This is a genomic window from Micromonospora sp. NBC_00389, assembly GCF_036059255.1.
Lineage (GTDB): Bacteria > Actinomycetota > Actinomycetes > Mycobacteriales > Micromonosporaceae > Micromonospora.
This window is the reverse complement of record NZ_CP107947.1, coordinates 6159126-6177383: the sequence shown is the minus strand read 5'-3', so window position 1 is coordinate 6177383 and position 18258 is coordinate 6159126. Positions and strand designations below refer to the sequence as shown.

Genomic DNA, 18258 nt, shown 5'->3' with positions numbered 1-18258 from the left:
CCGCACACCGTGACGGTCCGTTACCGCGCGTCGCGCAGCTTCAGAATGTATGTCGCAGTAAGCGCAACGGCACGGTCTTCGTCATGTGACAGATCTGCGAGGGCCCGTGCGGTCGTGATCCCCGGGATGTCCGCGAGCGCCTGTGTCAGCCGTCGACGGGCAGACGATTCACCCGTGCCGTGGGCGAGGCGGTCAACGAGCCTGGTAGCGATCTGATCCGCTAACGCGGGGTCACTCGCCAGCGCGCTCAATGCGTCGGCTGCATCGACGTCATTCGTCTCCTCGACGACCATGTCGATGAGCGTCGGGACCGCGTCGGCTACTCCACGTGCCCCGAGCGCCAGAGCTGCATACCTGCGGACCACGATGTCGGAGCTCGCGAGGGCGTCCCGCAGCAGTGCGGTCGCGTCACCGTTCGGGATCTCGGCGATGGACTGGACGGCACGCTTCCGCACCTCGGCCACGGGTGAGCCGAGGCCCTCCGCCAGCAGTGCCAATCCGCCACCCCCCGATTGCGCCAGAGCCCATCGAAGGGCTCCGGCGACGTTCGGGTCCGTCTCGCTCAGTGCTGCCTCGACCAGTGCCTCCACTGGTACCGGAACCTCCTCGACTGCGGACAAGGCCGCGCGCTGGCGCTTCCCGGCACTCTCCGACCCCAGTGCCTGGAGGAGGGCAACGACCTGGAGGACGTCCTCCCAGCCGGCGGGTTCCGCGGCACCGATCCGACCGAGTCGGGTGAGCAGCTCCGTCTCATCTGCGATGCGCTTTCGCGTCTGGCGGATGAGGTCATCGACGAGCTCGGACGGCGTGAAGCCGGGATCATCGAGCGCGCGCCCGACCTCACGCAGCGACAGCCCCAATGACCGCAGGCTCTCGATATGGAAGATCCGCCGGATGTCCTCGCTGGAGTACTCCCGATAGCCAGCGTTGGTACGACCCGTCGGCCGCACCAGGCCGAGCGAGTCGTAGTGCCTGAGCATCCGGGCGCTGACCCCGGACCGTCGCGCCACCTCACCGATCAACACTGCCTGTCACCCCTCCTGGCCGGCCCTGCCGAGGGCTACGACGCGCTTCGCCTCCTCGATCGCGAACTCGAATCCGGCATCCGGGTCGCGCAACAGCCCTTCCGTGGCGATCGCGTGCGCGCGTACGCGAGGGTCGAGATCCGTCATCGCGGCGCGCAGGGTCGGCATGATCACCTCACCGAGCGCGATCAGCGCCCGGCTGAGGCTCAACTGCGTCTCACGGTTGCCGCGCCCGAGCTGTGTCGACAGCACTCCGGTCAACTCGGGCTCTTCACCTTCGGGCACGAGTACGACCGCTGCTCGCCAGGCGCTCCGCGCCACCTCGTCGTCGGCGTCGGTCAGCAGCGCCCGTGTTATCGCTGGCCACGCCTGCCGATCCCCGATCTTGGACAGCGTGTGCAACGCCTGGCTTCGTGCCTGCGCACGCTCCGAGCGAAGTTCGTCCATGAGTCTTGGGACCGTCACTGCTGACGAGTGTCGGATGAGTGCCCACGTCAGCATCTCGCGTACGTGAAAGTCGGGCTCGATCGCGCATCGTTCGATGAGCTTGTCGATGAACCGGGGGTCAGGGTTCGTGCCGACCGCCAGCGCTGCCCGCAGCCGCACCGACGAGCCGCTGTTCGCCAGCCCCTGGAGAGCTCGCATCGCGTCCGTGTCCTCGTTCGGCATGGTCATCGGGACCACCTCCCTGACAGAGTGAAGAGCTTGTCACTGTGTCAAGGTCAAGCGGGACCATCCCGTGCGATGGCCAGGCGCAGCGCGTTCTCAGTCTGCGGGTGCCGGTTCGGCGGGCCGGGGCGTGAAGAAGCGGATGATGTCTTCCGCTGCGGTGGGGGACAGCATCATCGCCTGGACTCGTGCGGACATTTCGGCGATCGGGTGGATCCTGCTGAACATCGCCTCCTCGTACGCCTGAATTGCCGAGGCCGGGTCGGCGGGGTTGGCGGCGAGTCGGCTGGCGAGTTCGGCGGCGTCGAGCATGGCCTGGTTGGCGCCCTCGCCGACCGGCGGCATGAGGTGCGCGGCGTCGCCGATGAGGGTGATACCCGGCCGGCTGGACCAGCGCGTACCAATGGGCATCGCTTCGATCCTGCGCGGCGTCGGCGCGCTGTCGCCGGCCTCGATGAGTGCGGTGAGGCGTGGGTGCCAGCCACCGAACATGTCCAGCAGGGCACGCTTGCTGCGATATGTGTCGATCGGGCGATCCTCTGCGCGCAGCGAGATCCCGACGCGGAGGCTGCCATCGCCGATGCGTTGCGCTGCCAGGATCTGATTCACCCCGACGCACCACAGGTTCCCGGGGCCGACCAGCTCGGCGAGATCGGGATGGCGCCGGTCGACGTCGCAGATGTTCAGCTCCGCAAAGGTGGCCACATAGGATGTTTCCGCGTCGGTCAGCAGCGACCGGACGACCGAGCGCGCGCCGTCGGCACCGATGAGGATGTCGCAGTCGATTTTTTGGCCGCCGTCGAACGTGAGTCCCCAGCCTCCGTCAGGTCGTGGCGTCGCTGCGACAAGCCGGTGTCGCCACGCAACCGCGCCGCTGGGGAGCGAATCGAGCAGAAGATCACGCAGTACGCTCCGGTCAATCTCGGGACGTCCGGAGAATGAGCCAGGTTGCGGCTCATGGTGTACCAGGGTCCGTCCGGTCGGGTCGACGATGCGATGTTCCTCGCCCTCGGGCCGCGCCTCCGACCGGAACCGGCCGGTGAGGCCCGCCTCGGCCAGGGCCCGTTGCCCGGACTCCGGGTGCAGGTCGAGCGTGCCGCCTTGCGATCGCGCGGATCGGCTTGCCTCGCGCTCGTACACCACCGCATCGATGCCGTGCCGATGCAGGATCCGTGCCAGCGTCAGCCCGCCAAGGCCGCCACCGGCAATCGCGATTCTCATCTTCGTCCCCTTAGCGTACGCTGTATTCATGGATACGCCGTACGGTAGCGCGCCGATGCCCGTTTGGGAACGGCCCGAGCCCCAGCCGCGAGCGGCGCCGGTGCCGTTGAGCCGCGAGAAGATCGCCGCTACGGCGATTCGGCTAGCCGACGTGCACGGCCTCGACGGACTGTCGCTTCGCAAGATCGGCAAAGAGCTGGGGGTCGGCCCGATGCGGCTCTACGACTACGTGACCAACAGATCCGAACTGCTCGATCTGATGGTCGACGTCGTCTATGCCCGGATCGCCGAGGTCGGCCGGCACTCCGAGTGGCGCGCCACGGTACTGGCCGTCGCCCACGCGACCCGCGACGCCGCCCTTGATCATGAGTGGTTTTCCGATCTGCTCGGCGGGAGGCCACACTTGGGACCTCACGCGCTCGCCGTGGGTGAAGCGACCGCGGCGGCGCTGAGCCAGGCCCCCAGCGTGCGCGGCATCGACGATCTCCAGCGGGCTTTGAGCGCCCTCAACGCCTTCATCATCGGAGCGGTCCGCAGAGAGGTCACCGAGCGACGCACCGCCCGTTCCACCGGCACCGATGAAGCCGCCTGGAAGGCCAGCCTCGGCCCCTACCTCACCCGCATGTTGGAAACCGGCCGGTACCCCACGGTCGCCCGGCTCGTCATCGACGGCGCCCACCTCAACGCCGAGGAAACCTTCAACCACAACCTGACCACCGTCTTGGACGGCATCACCAGCCATCCCCGCGCGTGACCAACTGCTCCGAGGCCAGCGGCCGAAGCGGGGAGGGAAACAACGCATCTGCTCGGATCCTGGCTGACCGAGCTGGGGAAGTCAGCCCAGCGCGGCTGCCTTCCGCAGCAGCACTGAGCGTTCGCGCTGGTTGGCGCACAGCCGGGCCGCCAGCTCCAGCTCGGCGCGTGCCTCCGGTCGCCGGCCGAGGCGGGTCAGCAGCTCACCGCGCACGGTGGGAACCAGATGCGAACCGGGGAGCCGGTCCGAGGCGATCAGCTCGTCCACTATGGCCAGGGCTTGCGCTGGACCCGAGGCCATGGCCACGGCGACAGCCCGGTTGAGCTCGACCAGCGGGGAGGGCGCGACCCGGCCGAGCGCCTCGTAGAGCACCACGATCCGGTCCCAGTTGGTCTCCTCGACCGAGGGTGCCGACGCGTGGGTGGCGGCGATCGCGGCCTGCAGACCGTAGGGGCCGAGGCCGCGAGTCGATGCCTTGGCCAGCGCGGCCAGCCCACGGCGGATCGCCGGGAAGTCCCAGAGCCGCCGGTCCTGGTCCTCGAGTAGGACCGGCGAGCCGTCCGGGCCGGTCCGGGCCGGGAAGCGCGCGGCCGTCAGCTCGCACAGCGCGAGCAGGCCGTGCACCTCCGGCTCGTCCGGCTGCAGCGCGGCCAGCGTGCGGGCCAGCCGGATCGCCTCGTACGCGAGGTCGGGGCGCAGCAGCCGGCCGCCCGACGTGGCCGTCGACCCCTCGGTGAAGATCACGTAGAGGACGCTGAGCACGCCGCCCAGCCGTTCCCGGCGCTCGCCGGCCGCCGGCAGTTCGAACGGCACCCCGGCCGCCGCGATCGTCTTCTTGCCCCGGGTGATGCGGGCCTGCACGGTCGGCACGGGTACGAGGAACGCGCGGGCGATCTCCTCGCTGGACAGGCCGCCGACCACGCGCAGGGTCAGCGCCACCCGGGCCTCCGGGGAGAGCACCGGGTGGCAGCTGACGAACATCAGCGCCAGGATGTCGTCGTCGATCTTGTCGGGGTCGACTTCTTCGTCGACCGCGGGGTCGGCCGCCAGCAGGGCGTATCGGTGCTGGAGGGCGGCCCGGCGGCGGATCGCGTCGATCGCCCGCCGCCGGGCCGTGGCCATCAGCCAGCCGGCCGGATTGGCCGGAGCGGCACGCGGCCACGACACCAGCGCCTCAGCCACCGCCTCCTGGGCCGCGTCCTCGGCCAGCCCGAAATCGCCGGTGAATCGGGTCAGCGCGGCGACGATCCGGGCCGACTCGATCCGCCAGACGGCCTCGACGTCGGCCGTAGCCATCAGATCTGGCCGTTGCTCTCGCCGCCCTGCGGGACCTCGTCGGCCTCGGCCACCCGCCGGACCTCGATCTTGGACCCGCGGACCGCCGGGACCCGCTTGGCCCACTCGACCGCCTCCTGTTTCGTGGCGACATCGAGCAGGAAGTAGCCACCGAACAGTTCCTTGGTCTCGCCGTACGGCCCGTCCGTGACCACCGGCGCCTCGCCGCTGAAGTCGACCACGACGCCCTGGCCCGGATCGTCCAGCCCTTCCGCCGCGACGAGAACGTCGGCCTTCATCATGTCCTCGATGAACTGGCGGGTCGTGGCCATCATCTCGTCGAGATCAGCCATCATGGCCGCGTTCGTCTCATCGGTGCCCCGCATGATCAGCAGGTACTTCGACATCGCGTTCTCCTCGTCCGGCGGGGCCGCCCCTCGGCCCTCGCCCCCACACGTCGAACGAGCGGCCCGCGGATCGACACGGCCCCGGAAAAAATCTTCCCACCCGCGTCCCGCCCGTCAGGCCGGCCCCTGAGCGTTGGCCAACGCGGACGCCTGGCTGATCAGGAAGCTCATTGTCGCAGCTCGGCAGGGCGGCGACGCTCACCCGGATCTCCGGTACATCGCCAGCCGCTCGCAACGTCGCCGGTGGATGCTGACCTCACCGCCGGTGTCGACGGACCCGGACGGCTATCCGAATCGGTCAGCGAGCTTCGTCAGCTTGGTGACGTACGCCGGCCAGTCATAGTCGTCGGGGATGCTGGTGTTCTCCCGCCGCAGGCCGATCGCCGTGTCGTGCTGCTCGCGCATGATGTCGGCGTGACCGGCGTGACGAGCGAGGTCGCAGGTCACGTGGACGATGATCCTGTGCAGCGTCACGGCCTGTTTGCCTGGCCGCCACCACGGCACCCGCCCCGGCGCGTCGAGCGGTAGCTGTTGGATCGTCTGATCCGCGAACACCCCGACGCGGCGATACAGGTCGATCAGTCCATCCTTCGTCTCCTCCTCCGTCGCGTACCAGTCTGCCTGCGGGTCCTCCTCGAACGCCTGCATGGGGACCAGTTCCTCAGGCGTCGGGAATTCGCGCCCGAAGGTCGGCCCGAAGTAGCCGGCTTCGACATTGAGGCAGTGCTTGAGGACTCCCAGTAGGTTGTTGCCGGTCGCAGTGCGGGGCATTCTGGCTTCGCGTTCGCTCAGCCCGTCGACCTTCCAGATCAGGTCTTCGCGAGTCGCCTGGAGGTAGTGGTGCAGCGCGGCCTTCGCATCGCCCAAGTCAGCCATGCCCGCCAGTTTTCCTTATCCAAGCCATCGTGCGAGGTGTCGTCTACAAGATCAGCGCCCGGCTGGAGCGGTCAGCATCTGCCGCGGTGAGATGGGGCTGCCACCAGCGCACCCGTTACCGCGGGTAGACGGTGATGTCGGGCCTCAACGGCGCGGACGTGACCTGGCTGAGCAGGCCGGAGGTGGATACTCGGATGCATTGGTCGGCTGTTTAGCTGATCGTTGTCGCATGATGTTGCTGGTGCCCGCCGATGTGTTGCGCCCCCGCTGCCCGGACGAGCACTTCGCCGAGGAGGCCGAAGCGGCCGGTCGGGCCGGGATCGAAGTCGCGGTGATCGACCACGACGCCTTTGTTCGCGGGCAGGCGGACGGGACGGCGGTCGGCAGGGTTCCCGAGGGTGCGGATGCGGTCTACCGGGGGTGGATGCTGCGAGGTGAGCAGTACGCAGCGTTGGTGGGTGCCCTCGCGGGTCGTGGTGTGAGCGTGCGGACCGGCCCCGAGCAGTACCGGCGGGCACATGAGCTTCCTGGTTGGTACTCCGTGATCGAGGCTCACACTCCGGAGTCGGTCTGGACCTCCGGCGACGATCGCCGCGATTTCCTTCAAGCTTGCGCGGCTTTCGGCGCCGGCCCGGCGGTGCTGCGCGACTACAGCAAGTCGATGAAGCACTATTGGCACGAGGCGTCGTTCATCCCGGACGTGGCTGATCGCGACGCGGCATGGCGGGTGGCGAGCCGGTTTCGGCAGTTGCGTGGTGACGCCTACGTCGGCGGCTTTGTGCTGCGCCGGTTCGAGTCGTTCGTCGGTGCGGAGGTGCGGACATGGTGGGTCGAGGGTTTCTGCCGTCTGGTCACCGCTCACCCGGATACCCCGGAGCACCAGCCCGCCGCGGAGTTCGACCCGTCGGCCGTGGAGGCCTCGGTGCGGGCCTTGGACCTGCCGTTCGTGACGGCGGACTTCGCTCTGCGTGACGATGGTCAGTGGCGAATCGTCGAGATCGGTGACGGCCAGGTCAGCGACCGGCCGCAAAGTACCCCGGCTGCCGAGCTGATCGCGGCTCTCGACACCGAGAACCGCTAACCCCTCAACAGCGCCACTGAGGGCTCGCACACCGACACCGCACTCACGAGATTCGTGCACGGACCTGCCGCTGACACGGGCGGCCCCGACGTCCGGCCAGCGGGCCGGAGGTCAGGCGCCGCCCGGGCGGCGGGTGGGGGCACTATCGTTCTTGCGTGCACATCCGTTTTGACGTCCCAGCCGATCCCGCCTACCCAGGTCGCGTGGCCGCTGCTCTCAGCAGCGTGCGGCTGCGCAGGTTCGGCTATATCGGCGCGGCGCTGGCGGTGGTCGGGGCGATCGGTTTGGCCGTCTCGCGGGGGTTCGCGTGGGGCGAGCAGATCTCACCGCTGTGGATTGCGATGGTCGTGGGTGGCCTGCTGTCGCTGCTGTACTCGCCGTGGGTGCGGTTGCGCGCCCGGCGCCGCTCCAGTCGTTACGCTGTCGAGGGCAGCTACGACATCACCGATGACAACATCATGATGCGCAGCGGCTCGGAGTCCGGCGGCATCGCCTGGGACGGGGTCGCCCAGGTAAGGGATACCCCGGAGTTCTGGATCGTGTACGTCGGCCAGATGCCGGCGACCGTCATCCCACGTCGGTTGATGTCCGCCGAGGACGCCGAGACGTTGCGAGCCCATATGGCCAAACGTGGGCTGCTGTAGTTTCGGTGACCTCATCTGCCGCTGACAAAGCGTGCGGGCCGCCGGCGCTTCGTCACTGCGCACGGAACTCCCTGGCTCAGGCGTCGGCCTCGGGCAGCTCCTCCGGGTCGGCGACCCAGCCGGAGAAGACCGGCACCCCGTGCCAGGGCCCGGTGGTGCCGTCCGGCCGGGTATCGGTGGCGACCGCGACCACCGCGTACGGGTGGCCGAAGCGCAACTCGGCGGTGCGGGCGACGCCCTCCGGCGGCAGGCTGGTCAGGCCGAACATCCCGGTCACTGCCGCCGCCTCGAAGCCGTACCGGCCGAACCGGGCCATCGCCGCCTGACGCGCCTCGAAGGTCTCCACCGGCAGGGCCAGCGCGGTCGCCAACGTCGCCGACGCGGCCGGGAAGCCCAGTTTCGGAGCCGTCAGGTCATGCTCGCTCCGGGCCGACCAGCAGGGGAGTACCGCGCGGTGTCGCTCCTCTCGGCCGTCGCGGGCCCGGGTCCGTACCCGCTCCTCGCGCAGCGTCCACAGCGGAGCGTCGCCGAGCGGTAGGTCGAACAGCGAGCGGCGTCCGGCCGGCTCGGCGCCGTCGGCCGCGCCGGCGCTGAGCTGGTACGCGGCGGCCAGCACCTCGGCCGGCGGCACCTGCGGCGCGGCGGCCACCGAGACGACGACCAGCCCCGCGCCGTCGGTCGCCTGGGCTGGCGCGGCGTGCACGATCAGGTCACCGGCCCCCGGGGTCGTCGCGATGGCGGCCCAGTGGCCGTGGCCCGGGCTGCGCAGCGCCCGGCGCAGCTTGGTCGCCCAGGCACTGTCGACGCCGAGCGCGTCAGCGTCGGCGACCTCGAACGGGTCGGCCCAGGAGATCCGGGTGGCCAGTGCGCTGGCCAGGGCCAGCACCACGTCCGGCCCGACCCGCAGCGGGAACGTCTCGATCAGGCCGAGGGTGTTCTCACGCGCCCAGGCGTCCAACCCGGCCTGGTCGGGTAGCGCGCCGACCTCGGTCGCCGCGGGCAGCGCGGCCCGCCAGTCGGACGGTCCCCCGTCGCCCTGCCCCGGCCGGTGCCAGAGCGCGGTGGCGGACGCGACCAGCGGATGCGGCGCGTCCAGCAGCGCGCGGGCGACCTCGGCCGCGCTGGTCAGGTCGGTGCCGAGGGCCTCCGCCAACCCGTCGGCCGCTCTGCGGTCGACCGCACGGGGGTCGGTCGCCGCCGTGGCGGAGAGCGCGAGCAGCAGCCAGGCGCCGAGCGGGGAGGCGACGTGGTGCTCGGCGCCGATCTGAGCGTGCAGGTTCTCGGCGTACCGGGACAGCGGGCCGTGCAGGTCGCTCGTCATGCCCCCACTCTGCCCGCCGCCGCTCGGTCCGGCATCCTCGCTGACCCGGTTCACGAGAACAGTTCGAACGGTTCGTCGATCTCCTCGCCGGCCAGGAAGGGCGTGATCAGCCGGGGGAGCCGTCCCGGGTAGAAGCGGGCCGAGCTGGCCACCACCTCGGGCAGCGGCCACCAGCGGAAGCCGAAGTAGTCCTCCAGCTCGTAGTCGAGTCGCTGCGCCTCGTCCACGTCCGGACCGGGGCCGTCCAGCCGTACCGCGACGACCACCTCGTCCTGGACGTGGCGTAGTTGGCGGTGCAGGAAGCTCGCACGCCGCCGCCAGGTCGGCGGGCCCACCTGGTCGGCGGTGACCGCGATGCCGGTCTCCTCCCGCAGTTCCCGCACCGCCGTGTCGCGGTAGGTCTCCCCGGGGTCCATGCCACCGCCGGGCAGCTCCCACCAGGTGCCCAGCCGCGGGTGGTCCGGGTCGCGGGTGTGGAACAGCAGCACCCGGTCGGCGCCGTCGCGGACCACCACCCGCACCGCGCTCCGCTCCAGGATCGGCAGGTCGTGTGGCAGCTCAGTCATCGGTACGCCCGGCGCCGGCGATCTCGGTTCGACCCAGCCGTACGGGGGTGCCACCGCGCAGCGAGTTGGGGATCTCGGCGATCGCGTCCACCCGCTCGACCAGTGCCCGGAGCACCTCCGGCGGGGCGTCGCCCTCGACCCGTACGTCGTAGCGGACCTCCGTGGACACGGCCGGCTCGCCGGTGAAGTCGCCCCGCACCGTCACCTCGACCCGGTGCAGGTCGAGGCCGGCCGCCCGCGCCTCCCGGAACAGGTCGTTGGAGACGCAGCCGGCGACCGCGAGGTAGAGCAGTTGGCCCCCGTTGAACCCGAGCCCGCCACCGCCGCCGTCCACCGGCCGGTCCACCACCAGGGTGTACGCCCCGGCGGAACCGAGTGCCGTAACCGCCCCGGGCAGACTCCTGGTACGTACCTCGATGGTCACTGCGCGTACCTCCGCGTCGTCGCGATGCCGCGCACCAGTCTGCCGTAGTACCGCCCGCTTCGACGGCCGCTGCGGGACCGGTAGGCTGCCCGCCGTGGCTGGTCTGTTGAGGAATGTGGCAGCGCGCATCTCACGGGTGGGCGCCGCGATCCCGTCGCCCCGGCGGTCCGGTCCGGCCCCGGCGAAGGTGGCCCGCCAGCGCCAGGTGAGCGCGTTGCAGCGGCGGGAGCTGACCTACGCCCCCGAGCGGGACGGCCAAGCCGACCCCGGGGAGATCGTGTGGACCTGGGTGCCGTACGAGGATGACCCCCGGCAGGGCAAGGACCGGCCGGTGCTGGTTGTCGGCCGGCACAGCCGGACGCTGTTCGGGCTGATGCTGTCCAGCCAGAGCGAGCGGCACGGGCAGCGGCACTGGTTCGCGCTCGGGCCCGGTGAATGGGACAGGGACAACCGGCCGAGCTGGGTCCGGCTGGACCGGGTGCTCACCATGCGCGAGGACAGCATCCGCCGCGAAGGAGCCGTGCTGGACCGGCCCCGGTTCGACCGGGTCGGGCAGGCCCTGCGCGCCGGCTACGGCTGGCGCTGACCGCCCCGCCCGGCACCTGACGTCAGGCCGGCTCGCGGCCGGCGCCCTTCGCGTCCGGCGGCGGGTACGGCTGTTCGGCAAGCAGCCGGGCCAGGTGTGCGCTGTTGAGTGCCAGCGTCTTCGTGGTGCGGCCGGTGGTGTCGGGCTTGGGGCCGGCATCCTGGTAGTCCAGTGTGTGCAGCGCCTCGCCGACCCAGTAGGTGGCGCCGGCTCCGGCGCAGGTGAACCCGACCTCGTTGAGTGCCTGCTGCACCTGGCCGATGGTGTGGTGCGCGCCGTCCCCGTCGCCCTCGTCCGTCGACACCCCGAACTGCACGTCGTGGTCGACCACCCGGAGCATCTCGCCGTCCACACCCTGCATGGTGAGTTCGGCCAGCACCTCCCGACCGAGCTGTTCGGAGCTGGACGGGACCGGCGACGGCTTGAGGGTGCAGTTGAGAACGAGGGCGCGGATGCTCGCCACGTCGGTTCCTCTCGGCCGTCGATCGGTGATCGCCACTCATACCCCGGCGCCGGTCCGAATCACACCGGTGCCGGACCGGCTTCTCCTGACGGGGTTGACGGAACCCCGGTGAGCGGTATATTCAACCCAACGGTTGATAACCCAGATGGTTGAGAGCGACTAATGACGACAGATCCGGTCAGCGCGGTGTTCGCCGCTCTCGCCGATCCGACCCGGCGGGCCATCCTGGCCCGGCTGGCGGCTGGCGAGGCGACGGTCAACGAGTTGGCGGAGCCGTTCCCGATCAGCGTGCAGGCGATCTCCAAGCACCTCAACGTGCTGGAACGCGCCGGGTTGATCGTGCGGACCCGTGAGGCGCAGTGGCGTCGATGCCGGCTCGACCCGGCCCCGCTGCGCACGCTTGCTGAATGGGTCGAGCAGTACCGCCGGCTCTGGGACGACCGTTACGACAGGTTGGACGACTACCTACGCGATCTGAAGGAGAACAGTGATGAGCGAGCTCCGTGACCTCGTGATCGACCTCCCGTCCGACCGGGAGATCACCCTCACCCGTTCTTTCGACGCCCCGCGCGAGCTGGTCTTCGCCGCGCACACCCAGGCCGAGCACCTGAGGCAGTGGTGGGGGCGGGGCAACCCGCTGGACATCGAGATCGACTTCCGGGAGGGCGGCAGCTACCGCTTCGTCGAACACGCCGAGGACGGCAACGACTACGCGTTCCGCGGCGAGTTCCGGGAGATCGCCGCACCGGAGCGGATCGTGCAGACCTTCGAGTTCGAGGGCATGCCGGGCCAGGTGGCGGTGGAGACGATCGTCTTCACCGAGGGCGACGGCGGCACCGTGATCACCAGCACGACCCGGTTCGACACCAAGGAGCAGCGCGACGGCATGGCCGATTCCGGCATGGCGCAGGGCGCCGCCGAGTCGTACGCCGCACTGGACCGGCACCTCGCCACGCTGCGCTGAGCCGGTCGGGCCCGGGTGCCGCGCGCGGCGACGCTCGGGCCGGCGCCGGTCTAAATTCGATGGGCCGGCGGCCCGGCCGATGGCAGGGTGTCCGCATGATCGAGGACGCGTCGCGGCACGTGGTCGGCTGGATCCGCGCGGACTTCGGCCTCGACCTGACCACGATGGACGAGGTGACCCACGGTGCCGACCAGCACGCCCGGCTGTGGCTGGCGCGAGCCGCCGACGGCACCCGGTACGCGGTCAAGCTGAGCGGTGCCGGCACCCCGGCCGGCCTCGTCGTGACGGCGCACCTGGCCGGGCAGGGGGTGCCGGGCATTCCCGCGCCGTTGCGTACCCGCGACGGGCGGCTGTGCGGTGACCGCGACGGCCGCCGCCTCTCGGTGGTGCCCTGGGTCTCCGACCATCGGGCGCTCGACGGCCCGATGACCGAGGCGCACTGGCGCACGTACGGCGAACTGCTGGCCGCGGTGCACGCGGTGCCGGTGACCGACGAGCTGATGCGGCTGCTGCCGGCCGGTGGCGCGGCGTACCCGGCGATCGTGGCCGGGACCCGCGCGATGGCCGAGCGGTTGCGCGACCCGGACCCGGCCGACCCCGCCGGCCCGCTGCTGGCCGAGCTGGCGGGCGTCTGGTCCGCGGTGGCCGACCGGGTGTCGGCCCTGACCCGCGAGGTCGAGCGCCGCGCCGCCGACCCGGCCGGGCCAGTCGTGGTCTGCCACGGTGACCCGCACCTGGGCAATCTGCTGCTCGGCCCGGACGGGCAGGTCTGGCTGATCGACTGGGACGACGCGGTGCTCGCCCCGCCCGAGTGTGACCTGATGTTCGTCATCGGCGGGGTGCTCGCCTTCGCACCGATCACCGCCGAGCAGGAGATGGCCGTCCTCGCCGGCTACGGCCGGGTCGACGTCGACCCGGCCCGCCTGGCCTGGTTCCTCGCGGTCCGCGCGCTCGACGACCTGAGCGACTGGACCCGCCAGGCGTTGGACACCGGCGCGAGCGCGGCCGACCGGGCACGGTCAGCGGGGATCGTGCGAGGGTTGGTGTCGCCGGTCGGCCTGGTCACCCTCGCCGACGCGGCACTGCGCGACCTCGACCAGGTGCGTTGACCCCACCCGCGGATCCCCGACCGGTCAGCACTCGGCCACACGTGCGATGTCGACGAGCTGCCGGGGTGACCTGCTGCCGCCGAGACTTTTCGCCTGGTACATGGCCGCGTCGGCGCGGCTGAGCGCATCGGTGAGCTGGGCCGGGCCGGTCACCGGGGCGAGACCAACCGAGGCGGTCACCTGGACGCTGCATCCGGTCAGTCGGATCGGGGCGGCGAGGGTCTCGCTGAGCCGCCGGGTGGCGTGCTCGATCCAGCGCCGATCGACGGTCGGGCTGGCGAGCAGCCCGGCGAACTCGTCCCCGCCGAGGCGGGCGACGAGGTTGTCGCCAGCGAACCCGGCCAGCCGCTCGGCCACGCAGATCAGCACCTGGTCGCCGGCGGCGTGCCCGTACCGGTCGTTGATCTGCTTGAAGTCGTCCAGGTCGAGCACGATGGCGATCAACGGCTGCCCGGCCGCGTCGGTGAGCAGGGTGGCCGCGAGCCGGTAGAAGGCGCGCCGGTTGGGCAGCCCGGTGAGCGGGTCGTGGCTGGCGGCGTGCCGCTCGGCGGCGAGCTCGGCCTGGAGGTGCTCGATCTCGGCCTCGGCGCGCAGCGCCCGTCGGCGGAGCTGCCAGGAGGAGAGCAGCGCGCCCGCGGCGCAGATGCCGGAGGCGACACTCATCGGATCCGGCACGAACACTCCCATCGCCGCGACCGCCTCCAGCCCTCGGCCGGCGCGGCGCGCACGCCGCGTCGGGCCCAGTTTCTCCTGATGGTTGCCCCATTCGGGTAACTCAACGTAAACGGATGGGCACCGTTCACGTGCGTTATCATGCTCGCCGTCCGGTGCAGATGCAATAGCAGATGCACGTGCAGCACCGTCCAATGTCGATACCGCACCCCTCGCCGTCACCGCTCCTCCCACGGGCATCGGCGGGCTCGTGAGCAGAAAGACGCCCTCATGCAGCAGCCTCCGAATGGCGTTCCGATCCATCAGTTGCCTCCGCTGAGCTGGAAGAAGAGTCGCCGCAGCAACCCCAGCGGGAACTGTGTCGAACTCGCCGAACTGCCCGGCGGAGCGGGCATCGCGGTCCGCAACTCGCGACATCCGGAGGGGCCGGCGCTGATCTACACGGTGGATGAGATCGCGGCCTTCGTGCTCGGCGCTCGGGATGGCGACTTCGACCATCTGATCAACTGAGCGTTGCCGATGGACCATCCCGGCGACGGGACTGATTCACCGGTCCGGAGGAGTTCATCTCACTGTCGGTCCATGGCATGCTTACACGTCGGTCGGGCCGGGGTGCCCGACCGCGTGGATCGGTATCCGGAGGTCCGCACGTGACGATGGTTCCCGCCGAGGGCGGCCCGACAACCGGGCCAACCGTGCTGCGCATCCTGCTCGGTGCCCAGCTGCGCCGGCTGCGGGAGTCCAGCGGGGTGACGCGGGAGGGCGCCGGCTGGGAGATCCGGGCCTCCGAATCCAAGATCAGTCGGATGGAGCTGGGCCGGGTCGGGTTCAAGGAACGCGACGTGTCGGACCTGCTCACCCTCTACGGGGTCACCGACGAGCAGGAGCGGGAGGCGCTGCTCAAACTCGCCCGGGACGCCAACAGCCCCGGCTGGTGGCACCGCTACGGCGACGTCCTGCCCACCTGGTTCCAGTCGTACCTGGGGCTGGAGGCGGCGGCCGCGCTGATCCGCAGCTACGAGGTGCAGTTCGTGCCCGGCCTGCTGCAGACCCGGGAGTACGCCCGCGCGGTGGTGCTGCTCGGGCACGGCGCGGCCGGCTCGGCCGAGATCGACCGGCGGGTCGCCCTGCGACTGCAGCGCCAGCAGTTGCTCCACCGGGAGCACCCGCCACAGCTCTGGGCCGTGGTGGACGAGGCGGCGCTGCGCCGCCCGATCGGCGGCGCCGAGGTGATGCGCGACCAGTTGACCGCGCTGATCGAGGCGACCAAGTCGCCGAACATCCGCCTCCAGGTCATCCCGTTCGCCGCCGGTGGCCACGCCGCCGCCGGGGGAGCGTTCACCATCCTGCGCTTCGGTGACCCGGAGCTGCCCGACATCGTCTACATCGAACAGCTCACCAGTGCCATCTACCTGGACAAGCGAGACGACCTGGACTACTACGCGGTGGCGATGGAGCGGCTGTGCGTCGAGGCCGAGCCGCCGGAGCGCACCCCGGAGATCCTCGGACGGCTGCTGGAGGATCTCTATCCAGCGTGACCGGCGACCGGGGCGGTGCCCGGGCCTGGGTGCCACTAACATGGTCGGCGACCGGTGACAGTGGACAGATGATGTCGGTCGATGCGCGCCGACTCGCGGAGGCAGCCTTGACCACCGATGCTCCCGGCGCGACGGCCGGCGTACCGAGCGACCGGATCGACACCTCGGTGCCCCACCCGGCCCGCCGCTACAACTACTGGCTGGGCGGCAAGGACAACTTCGAGGCCGACCGGGAGTCCGGCGACGCCATGGCGGCCTCGTTCCCGACCATCCGCATCTCCGCACTGGAGAATCGCCGCTTTCTCGGGCGGGCGGTGGGCTACCTGGCCCGCGAGGCCGGCATCCGGCAGTTCCTCGACATCGGCACCGGCATTCCGACCGCCGACAACACCCACGAGGTCGCCCAGGGCATCGCGCCGGAGTCCCGGGTGGTCTATGTGGACAACGACCCGATCGTGCTCGCCCACGCCCGCGCGCTGCTGACCAGTTCCGCCGACGGCGCCACCGCCTACATCGACGCCGACCTGCGCGACCCCGAGCGGATTCTCACCCATCCGGAGATGCTGCGCACCATCGACCTGTCGCGGCCGGTCGGGCTCATGCTGGTGGCCGTCCTGCACTTCGTGCCGGATGGCGACGACCCGTACGCGCTGGTGCGGCGGCTGCTCGACGCGCTGCCGGCCGGCAGCTACCTGGCCGCCTCTCACGCCACCCACGAGTACCTGCCCCCGCAGGTCGCCGAGGAGGCCAGGGCGGCGGCCAGGGGCGGCGGCCCGCACGGGCTGATCAACCTGCGCACCCGGGCCGAGTTCACCGGCTTCTTCACCGACCTCGACGTGGTCGAGCCGGGCATCACCTCGGTCGCCGAGTGGCGGGCCGAGAGCGAGCCGCAGCCGCGCCCCTCGGCGACCGAGGTGAGCATGTACGGCGCGGTGGCCCGCCTGCCCTGACCCCGTCGGGCGGCGCGCTCGTCGGTCCCCGGTTCAGGAGCCGGGTGGTGGTCCAGGAGGTGTACGCCGACGGCGCCCGGCTGACCGAGCTGTCCGCGCTGGTCGACAACGGGCAGTTCGGCCTGCGGTTGGCCGGACGGCTGCCACTGGCCGAGGTGGCGGTGGCGCACGAGCGGCTGGCCGCCGGGGGCGTGCGGGGTCGTCTGGTGCTGGTGCCCTGACGGCTCGACGACGGGATTGGTCGGCGCACGGTATTGACCGACGCCGACCGGTCCGGCTAATCTCTGTATCGATACAGACTGGATCGATACAGAGAGGTGCCGGTGAAGCCAACCCTGCAAGCCGTGGCAGACGCCGTTGGCGTCTCGCGCAGCACCGTTTCCAACGCCTACAGCCGCCCCGACCAGCTCTCCGCCGCGCTGCGCGAACGGATCCTGGACGCCGCCCGGCAGCTCGGCTACCCGGGCCCCAACCCCACCGCCCGCTCCCTGCGCCGCGGCTTCGTCGGATCGATCGGGGTGCTGTTCACCTCGCAGTTGTCGTACGCCTTCACCGACCCGTTCGCGGTCCGCTTCCTCGCCGGGGTCGGCAGCGCGGCAGAGCGGCACGGCACCAGCATGTTGCTGGTGCCGCTGCCCCCGGCGCAGACCGACGCCCGGCGGGCGGTGGAAAACGCAGCGGTCGACGGGTTCTGCGTCTACTGCGTCGCCGACGAGGAGTGGGCGTTGGACGTGATCCGGGATCGCGGGCTGCCGTACGTCAGCACGGCCTCCCGCGACGACGCCGGCCCCGACGAGCGGTTCGTCGGCATCGACGAGCGGGCCGCGGCCCGCAGCGTCGCCGCGCACGTGGCCGGCCTCGGCCACCGCCGGGTGGCCCTGCTCGCCGATGGCGTGTTGCCCGACGCGCCGGCCGGCCGACTCACCCTGTCCGGGGTGAACGAGGCGGTACACCCGACCACCCGAGGCCGGCTCGCCGGGTTCGCCGACGCGTTCGCCGAGGTCGGCGTCGACTGGGCCGAGCTGACCGTGGTCAACGCTCCGGGCAACAGCCGCCAGGCGGCGTCCGCGGCCGTCGCCGGGCTGTTCGACGGGCCCACACCGCCGACCGCCGTGCTGGCCGGCTCCGACGTGCTCGCCCTCGGCGTGCTGGACGCCCTGGCCCAGCGACCGGCCGGCGAGCGCCCGCCGGTGTCGGTGACCGGCTTCGATGACATCCCCGAGGCCGCCGCTGCCGGCCTCACCACCGTTCGGCAGCCGGCCGAGGAGAAGGGCCGGATCGCCGCCGAACTACTGCTCGACCCGCCCGCGGACACCGCGGCCGGCCACGTGCTGCTGCCCACCGCACTCGTCGTCCGGGCCTCAACCGGACCTGTCCCGAGGAGTTGACCATGGAACACTCGACCGGCTACATCACCGCCCTCGACGCGATGAACCGACACGTCAACTCGGCCCGCCCGGATGCTCCGGTCCAGGTCGAGCGAGTCCGGCCGCCGTTGCTCGCGCCGTCCCGGCGGGCCACCGCCGTCGTCCTGCGCCGGCTCGCCGACCGGATCCAGCCGCGACCGCTGCCCGCCGCAACCCCCTGCTCCTAGCCGACCCGCCGGCCCGGGGCCGGTCCGCCGTCACCGCGCACCGGCCCATTTCGGTACGCAGGTGAGGAGTGGGCCGGTACCGGGCGCCCTGGGTGGTCGAGGGGGACGCGGCCAGGCAG

Annotated in this window: 24 protein-coding genes; 13 read left to right on the top strand and 11 right to left on the bottom strand. The window is 71.1% G+C overall.

Going from position 1 to position 18258, the window contains the following annotated elements:
* Positions 1–20: 20 nt before the first annotated feature.
* The 3 genes from OG470_RS29350 to OG470_RS29340 form a co-directional block, all read right to left on the bottom strand.
* Positions 21–1025, bottom strand: a complete 1005-nt coding sequence (locus OG470_RS29350) for a HEAT repeat domain-containing protein (RefSeq protein ID WP_328417446.1) — start codon at positions 1023–1025, stop codon at positions 21–23.
* A 6-nt stretch (positions 1026–1031) separates the two neighbouring features.
* Complete coding sequence (locus OG470_RS29345) at positions 1032–1694, bottom strand: HEAT repeat domain-containing protein (RefSeq protein ID WP_328426676.1); 663 nt, start codon at positions 1692–1694, stop codon at positions 1032–1034.
* Between the two features lie 96 nt (positions 1695–1790).
* On the bottom strand, positions 1791–2915 hold the full coding sequence (locus OG470_RS29340; RefSeq protein ID WP_328417445.1) for an FAD-dependent oxidoreductase: 1125 nt from the start codon (positions 2913–2915) through the stop codon (positions 1791–1793).
* Between the two features lie 28 nt (positions 2916–2943).
* On the opposite strand from OG470_RS29340, the gene OG470_RS29335 reads away from it, so the two are divergent.
* Positions 2944–3669, top strand: a complete 726-nt coding sequence (locus OG470_RS29335) for a TetR/AcrR family transcriptional regulator C-terminal domain-containing protein (RefSeq protein WP_328417443.1) — start codon at positions 2944–2946, stop codon at positions 3667–3669.
* Between the two features lie 81 nt (positions 3670–3750).
* Here OG470_RS29335 and OG470_RS29330 read toward each other — a convergent pair whose 3' ends face one another.
* The 3 genes from OG470_RS29330 to OG470_RS29320 all read right to left on the bottom strand — a co-directional run bounded on the left by OG470_RS29330 (position 3751) and on the right by OG470_RS29320 (position 6227).
* Positions 3751–4965, bottom strand: coding sequence for an RNA polymerase sigma factor (locus OG470_RS29330; RefSeq protein WP_328417441.1), 1215 nt, complete (start codon positions 4963–4965; stop codon positions 3751–3753).
* Entirely contained in the window at positions 4965–5351 is a 387-nt protein-coding gene (locus tag OG470_RS29325) for a YciI family protein (protein WP_328417439.1), read from the bottom strand. The genes OG470_RS29330 and OG470_RS29325 overlap by 1 nt, the downstream gene beginning before the upstream one ends.
* A 285-nt stretch (positions 5352–5636) precedes the next feature.
* Positions 5637–6227, bottom strand: coding sequence for a DinB family protein (locus OG470_RS29320; protein WP_328417438.1), 591 nt, complete (start codon positions 6225–6227; stop codon positions 5637–5639).
* 91 nt (positions 6228–6318) lie between these two features.
* On the opposite strand from OG470_RS29320, the gene OG470_RS29315 reads away from it, so the two are divergent.
* Both OG470_RS29315 and OG470_RS29310 read left to right on the top strand, forming a co-directional pair.
* Positions 6319–7308, top strand: coding sequence for an ATP-grasp domain-containing protein (locus OG470_RS29315; RefSeq protein WP_328417437.1), 990 nt, complete (start codon positions 6319–6321; stop codon positions 7306–7308).
* Between the two features lie 155 nt (positions 7309–7463).
* Positions 7464–7952: a YcxB family protein gene (locus OG470_RS29310; RefSeq protein WP_328417435.1), complete on the top strand. Its 489-nt coding sequence runs from the start codon at positions 7464–7466 to the stop codon at positions 7950–7952.
* A gap of 76 nt (positions 7953–8028) precedes the next feature.
* Here OG470_RS29310 and OG470_RS29305 read toward each other — a convergent pair whose 3' ends face one another.
* The 3 genes from OG470_RS29305 to OG470_RS29295 are packed head-to-tail and all read right to left on the bottom strand — an operon-like array spanning position 8029 to position 10263.
* On the bottom strand, positions 8029–9273 hold the full coding sequence (locus OG470_RS29305; protein ID WP_328417433.1) for a hypothetical protein: 1245 nt from the start codon (positions 9271–9273) through the stop codon (positions 8029–8031).
* A 50-nt stretch (positions 9274–9323) separates the two neighbouring features.
* Entirely contained in the window at positions 9324–9839 is a 516-nt protein-coding gene (locus OG470_RS29300; protein WP_328417431.1) for an NUDIX hydrolase, read from the bottom strand.
* Positions 9832–10263, bottom strand: coding sequence for an OsmC family protein (locus OG470_RS29295; protein ID WP_328417430.1), 432 nt, complete (start codon positions 10261–10263; stop codon positions 9832–9834). Before OG470_RS29295 ends, OG470_RS29300 begins: the two co-directional genes overlap by 8 nt.
* A 94-nt stretch (positions 10264–10357) precedes the next feature.
* Between OG470_RS29295 and OG470_RS29290 the strand changes: the two genes are divergently transcribed.
* Positions 10358–10849, top strand: coding sequence for a type II toxin-antitoxin system PemK/MazF family toxin (locus tag OG470_RS29290; RefSeq protein ID WP_328417429.1), 492 nt, complete (start codon positions 10358–10360; stop codon positions 10847–10849).
* Positions 10850–10871: 22 nt separating this feature from the next.
* On the opposite strand, the gene OG470_RS29285 is transcribed toward OG470_RS29290, so the two are convergent.
* Positions 10872–11312 carry a hypothetical protein gene (locus tag OG470_RS29285; protein ID WP_328417427.1) on the bottom strand — a complete coding sequence of 147 codons (441 nt, stop codon included), beginning with the start codon at positions 11310–11312 and terminating at the stop codon, positions 10872–10874.
* Between the two features lie 162 nt (positions 11313–11474).
* On the opposite strand from OG470_RS29285, the gene OG470_RS29280 reads away from it, so the two are divergent.
* The 3 genes from OG470_RS29280 (at position 11475) to OG470_RS29270 (ending at position 13385) form a co-directional block, all read left to right on the top strand.
* Positions 11475–11819 carry an ArsR/SmtB family transcription factor gene (locus tag OG470_RS29280; RefSeq protein WP_328417425.1) on the top strand — a complete coding sequence of 115 codons (345 nt, stop codon included), beginning with the start codon at positions 11475–11477 and terminating at the stop codon, positions 11817–11819.
* The gene (locus OG470_RS29275; protein ID WP_328417423.1) at positions 11803–12276 is read left to right on the top strand and encodes an SRPBCC family protein; all 474 of its coding nucleotides are present in this window, start codon (positions 11803–11805) and stop codon (positions 12274–12276) included. Before OG470_RS29280 ends, OG470_RS29275 begins: the two co-directional genes overlap by 17 nt.
* Before the next feature lie 95 nt (positions 12277–12371).
* On the top strand, positions 12372–13385 hold the full coding sequence (locus OG470_RS29270) for a phosphotransferase enzyme family protein (RefSeq protein ID WP_328417421.1): 1014 nt from the start codon (positions 12372–12374) through the stop codon (positions 13383–13385).
* Between the two features lie 24 nt (positions 13386–13409).
* On the opposite strand, the gene OG470_RS29265 is transcribed toward OG470_RS29270, so the two are convergent.
* Positions 13410–14060 (bottom strand): GGDEF domain-containing protein, encoded by a 651-nt coding sequence (locus tag OG470_RS29265; RefSeq protein ID WP_328417419.1) that lies wholly within the window; start codon positions 14058–14060, stop codon positions 13410–13412.
* Between the two features lie 267 nt (positions 14061–14327).
* Here OG470_RS29265 and OG470_RS29260 point away from each other — a divergent pair, with 267 nt between their 5' ends.
* The 6 genes from OG470_RS29260 (at position 14328) to OG470_RS29235 (ending at position 18139) form a co-directional block, all read left to right on the top strand.
* Positions 14328–14567, top strand: coding sequence for a DUF397 domain-containing protein (locus OG470_RS29260; RefSeq protein WP_328417417.1), 240 nt, complete (start codon positions 14328–14330; stop codon positions 14565–14567).
* Between the two features lie 146 nt (positions 14568–14713).
* A complete protein-coding gene (locus OG470_RS29255) occupies positions 14714–15595 on the top strand; it encodes a helix-turn-helix domain-containing protein (RefSeq protein ID WP_386992541.1) in 882 nt (293 codons plus the stop codon).
* A 107-nt stretch (positions 15596–15702) separates the two neighbouring features.
* Entirely contained in the window at positions 15703–16545 is an 843-nt protein-coding gene (locus OG470_RS29250) for an SAM-dependent methyltransferase (protein WP_328417414.1), read from the top strand.
* Between the two features lie 47 nt (positions 16546–16592).
* Positions 16593–16766: a zinc-binding dehydrogenase gene (locus OG470_RS29245; RefSeq protein WP_328417412.1), complete on the top strand. Its 174-nt coding sequence runs from the start codon at positions 16593–16595 to the stop codon at positions 16764–16766.
* A gap of 123 nt (positions 16767–16889) precedes the next feature.
* Positions 16890–17933 carry a LacI family DNA-binding transcriptional regulator gene (locus tag OG470_RS29240; RefSeq protein WP_328417411.1) on the top strand — a complete coding sequence of 348 codons (1044 nt, stop codon included), beginning with the start codon at positions 16890–16892 and terminating at the stop codon, positions 17931–17933.
* Between the two features lie 2 nt (positions 17934–17935).
* Positions 17936–18139: a hypothetical protein gene (locus OG470_RS29235; protein WP_328417410.1), complete on the top strand. Its 204-nt coding sequence runs from the start codon at positions 17936–17938 to the stop codon at positions 18137–18139.
* Positions 18140–18258 lie beyond the last annotated feature (119 nt).

Bases quoted from the DNA above. Each gene is read 5' to 3' on its own strand.
- OG470_RS29345 (WP_328426676.1), bottom strand. From the start codon at position 1,694: ATGCCGAACGAGGACACGGACGCGATGCGAGCTCTCCAGGGGCTGGCG.
- OG470_RS29340 (WP_328417445.1), bottom strand. From the start codon at position 2,915: ATGAGAATCGCGATTGCCGGTGGCGGCCTTGGCGGGCTGACGCTGGCA.
- OG470_RS29335 (WP_328417443.1), top strand. From the start codon at position 2,944: ATGGATACGCCGTACGGTAGCGCGCCGATGCCCGTTTGGGAACGGCCC.
- OG470_RS29330 (WP_328417441.1), bottom strand. From the start codon at position 4,965: ATGGCTACGGCCGACGTCGAGGCCGTCTGGCGGATCGAGTCGGCCCGG.
- OG470_RS29325 (WP_328417439.1), bottom strand. From the start codon at position 5,351: ATGTCGAAGTACCTGCTGATCATGCGGGGCACCGATGAGACGAACGCG.
- OG470_RS29320 (WP_328417438.1), bottom strand. From the start codon at position 6,227: ATGGCTGACTTGGGCGATGCGAAGGCCGCGCTGCACCACTACCTCCAG.
- OG470_RS29315 (WP_328417437.1), top strand. From the start codon at position 6,319: ATGGGGCTGCCACCAGCGCACCCGTTACCGCGGGTAGACGGTGATGTC.
- OG470_RS29305 (WP_328417433.1), bottom strand. From the start codon at position 9,273: ATGACGAGCGACCTGCACGGCCCGCTGTCCCGGTACGCCGAGAACCTG.
- OG470_RS29300 (WP_328417431.1), bottom strand. From the start codon at position 9,839: ATGACTGAGCTGCCACACGACCTGCCGATCCTGGAGCGGAGCGCGGTG.
- OG470_RS29280 (WP_328417425.1), top strand. From the start codon at position 11,475: ATGACGACAGATCCGGTCAGCGCGGTGTTCGCCGCTCTCGCCGATCCG.
- OG470_RS29275 (WP_328417423.1), top strand. From the start codon at position 11,803: ATGAGCGAGCTCCGTGACCTCGTGATCGACCTCCCGTCCGACCGGGAG.
- OG470_RS29270 (WP_328417421.1), top strand. From the start codon at position 12,372: ATGATCGAGGACGCGTCGCGGCACGTGGTCGGCTGGATCCGCGCGGAC.
- OG470_RS29260 (WP_328417417.1), top strand. From the start codon at position 14,328: ATGCAGCAGCCTCCGAATGGCGTTCCGATCCATCAGTTGCCTCCGCTG.
- OG470_RS29255 (WP_386992541.1), top strand. From the start codon at position 14,714: ATGGTTCCCGCCGAGGGCGGCCCGACAACCGGGCCAACCGTGCTGCGC.
- OG470_RS29235 (WP_328417410.1), top strand. From the start codon at position 17,936: ATGGAACACTCGACCGGCTACATCACCGCCCTCGACGCGATGAACCGA.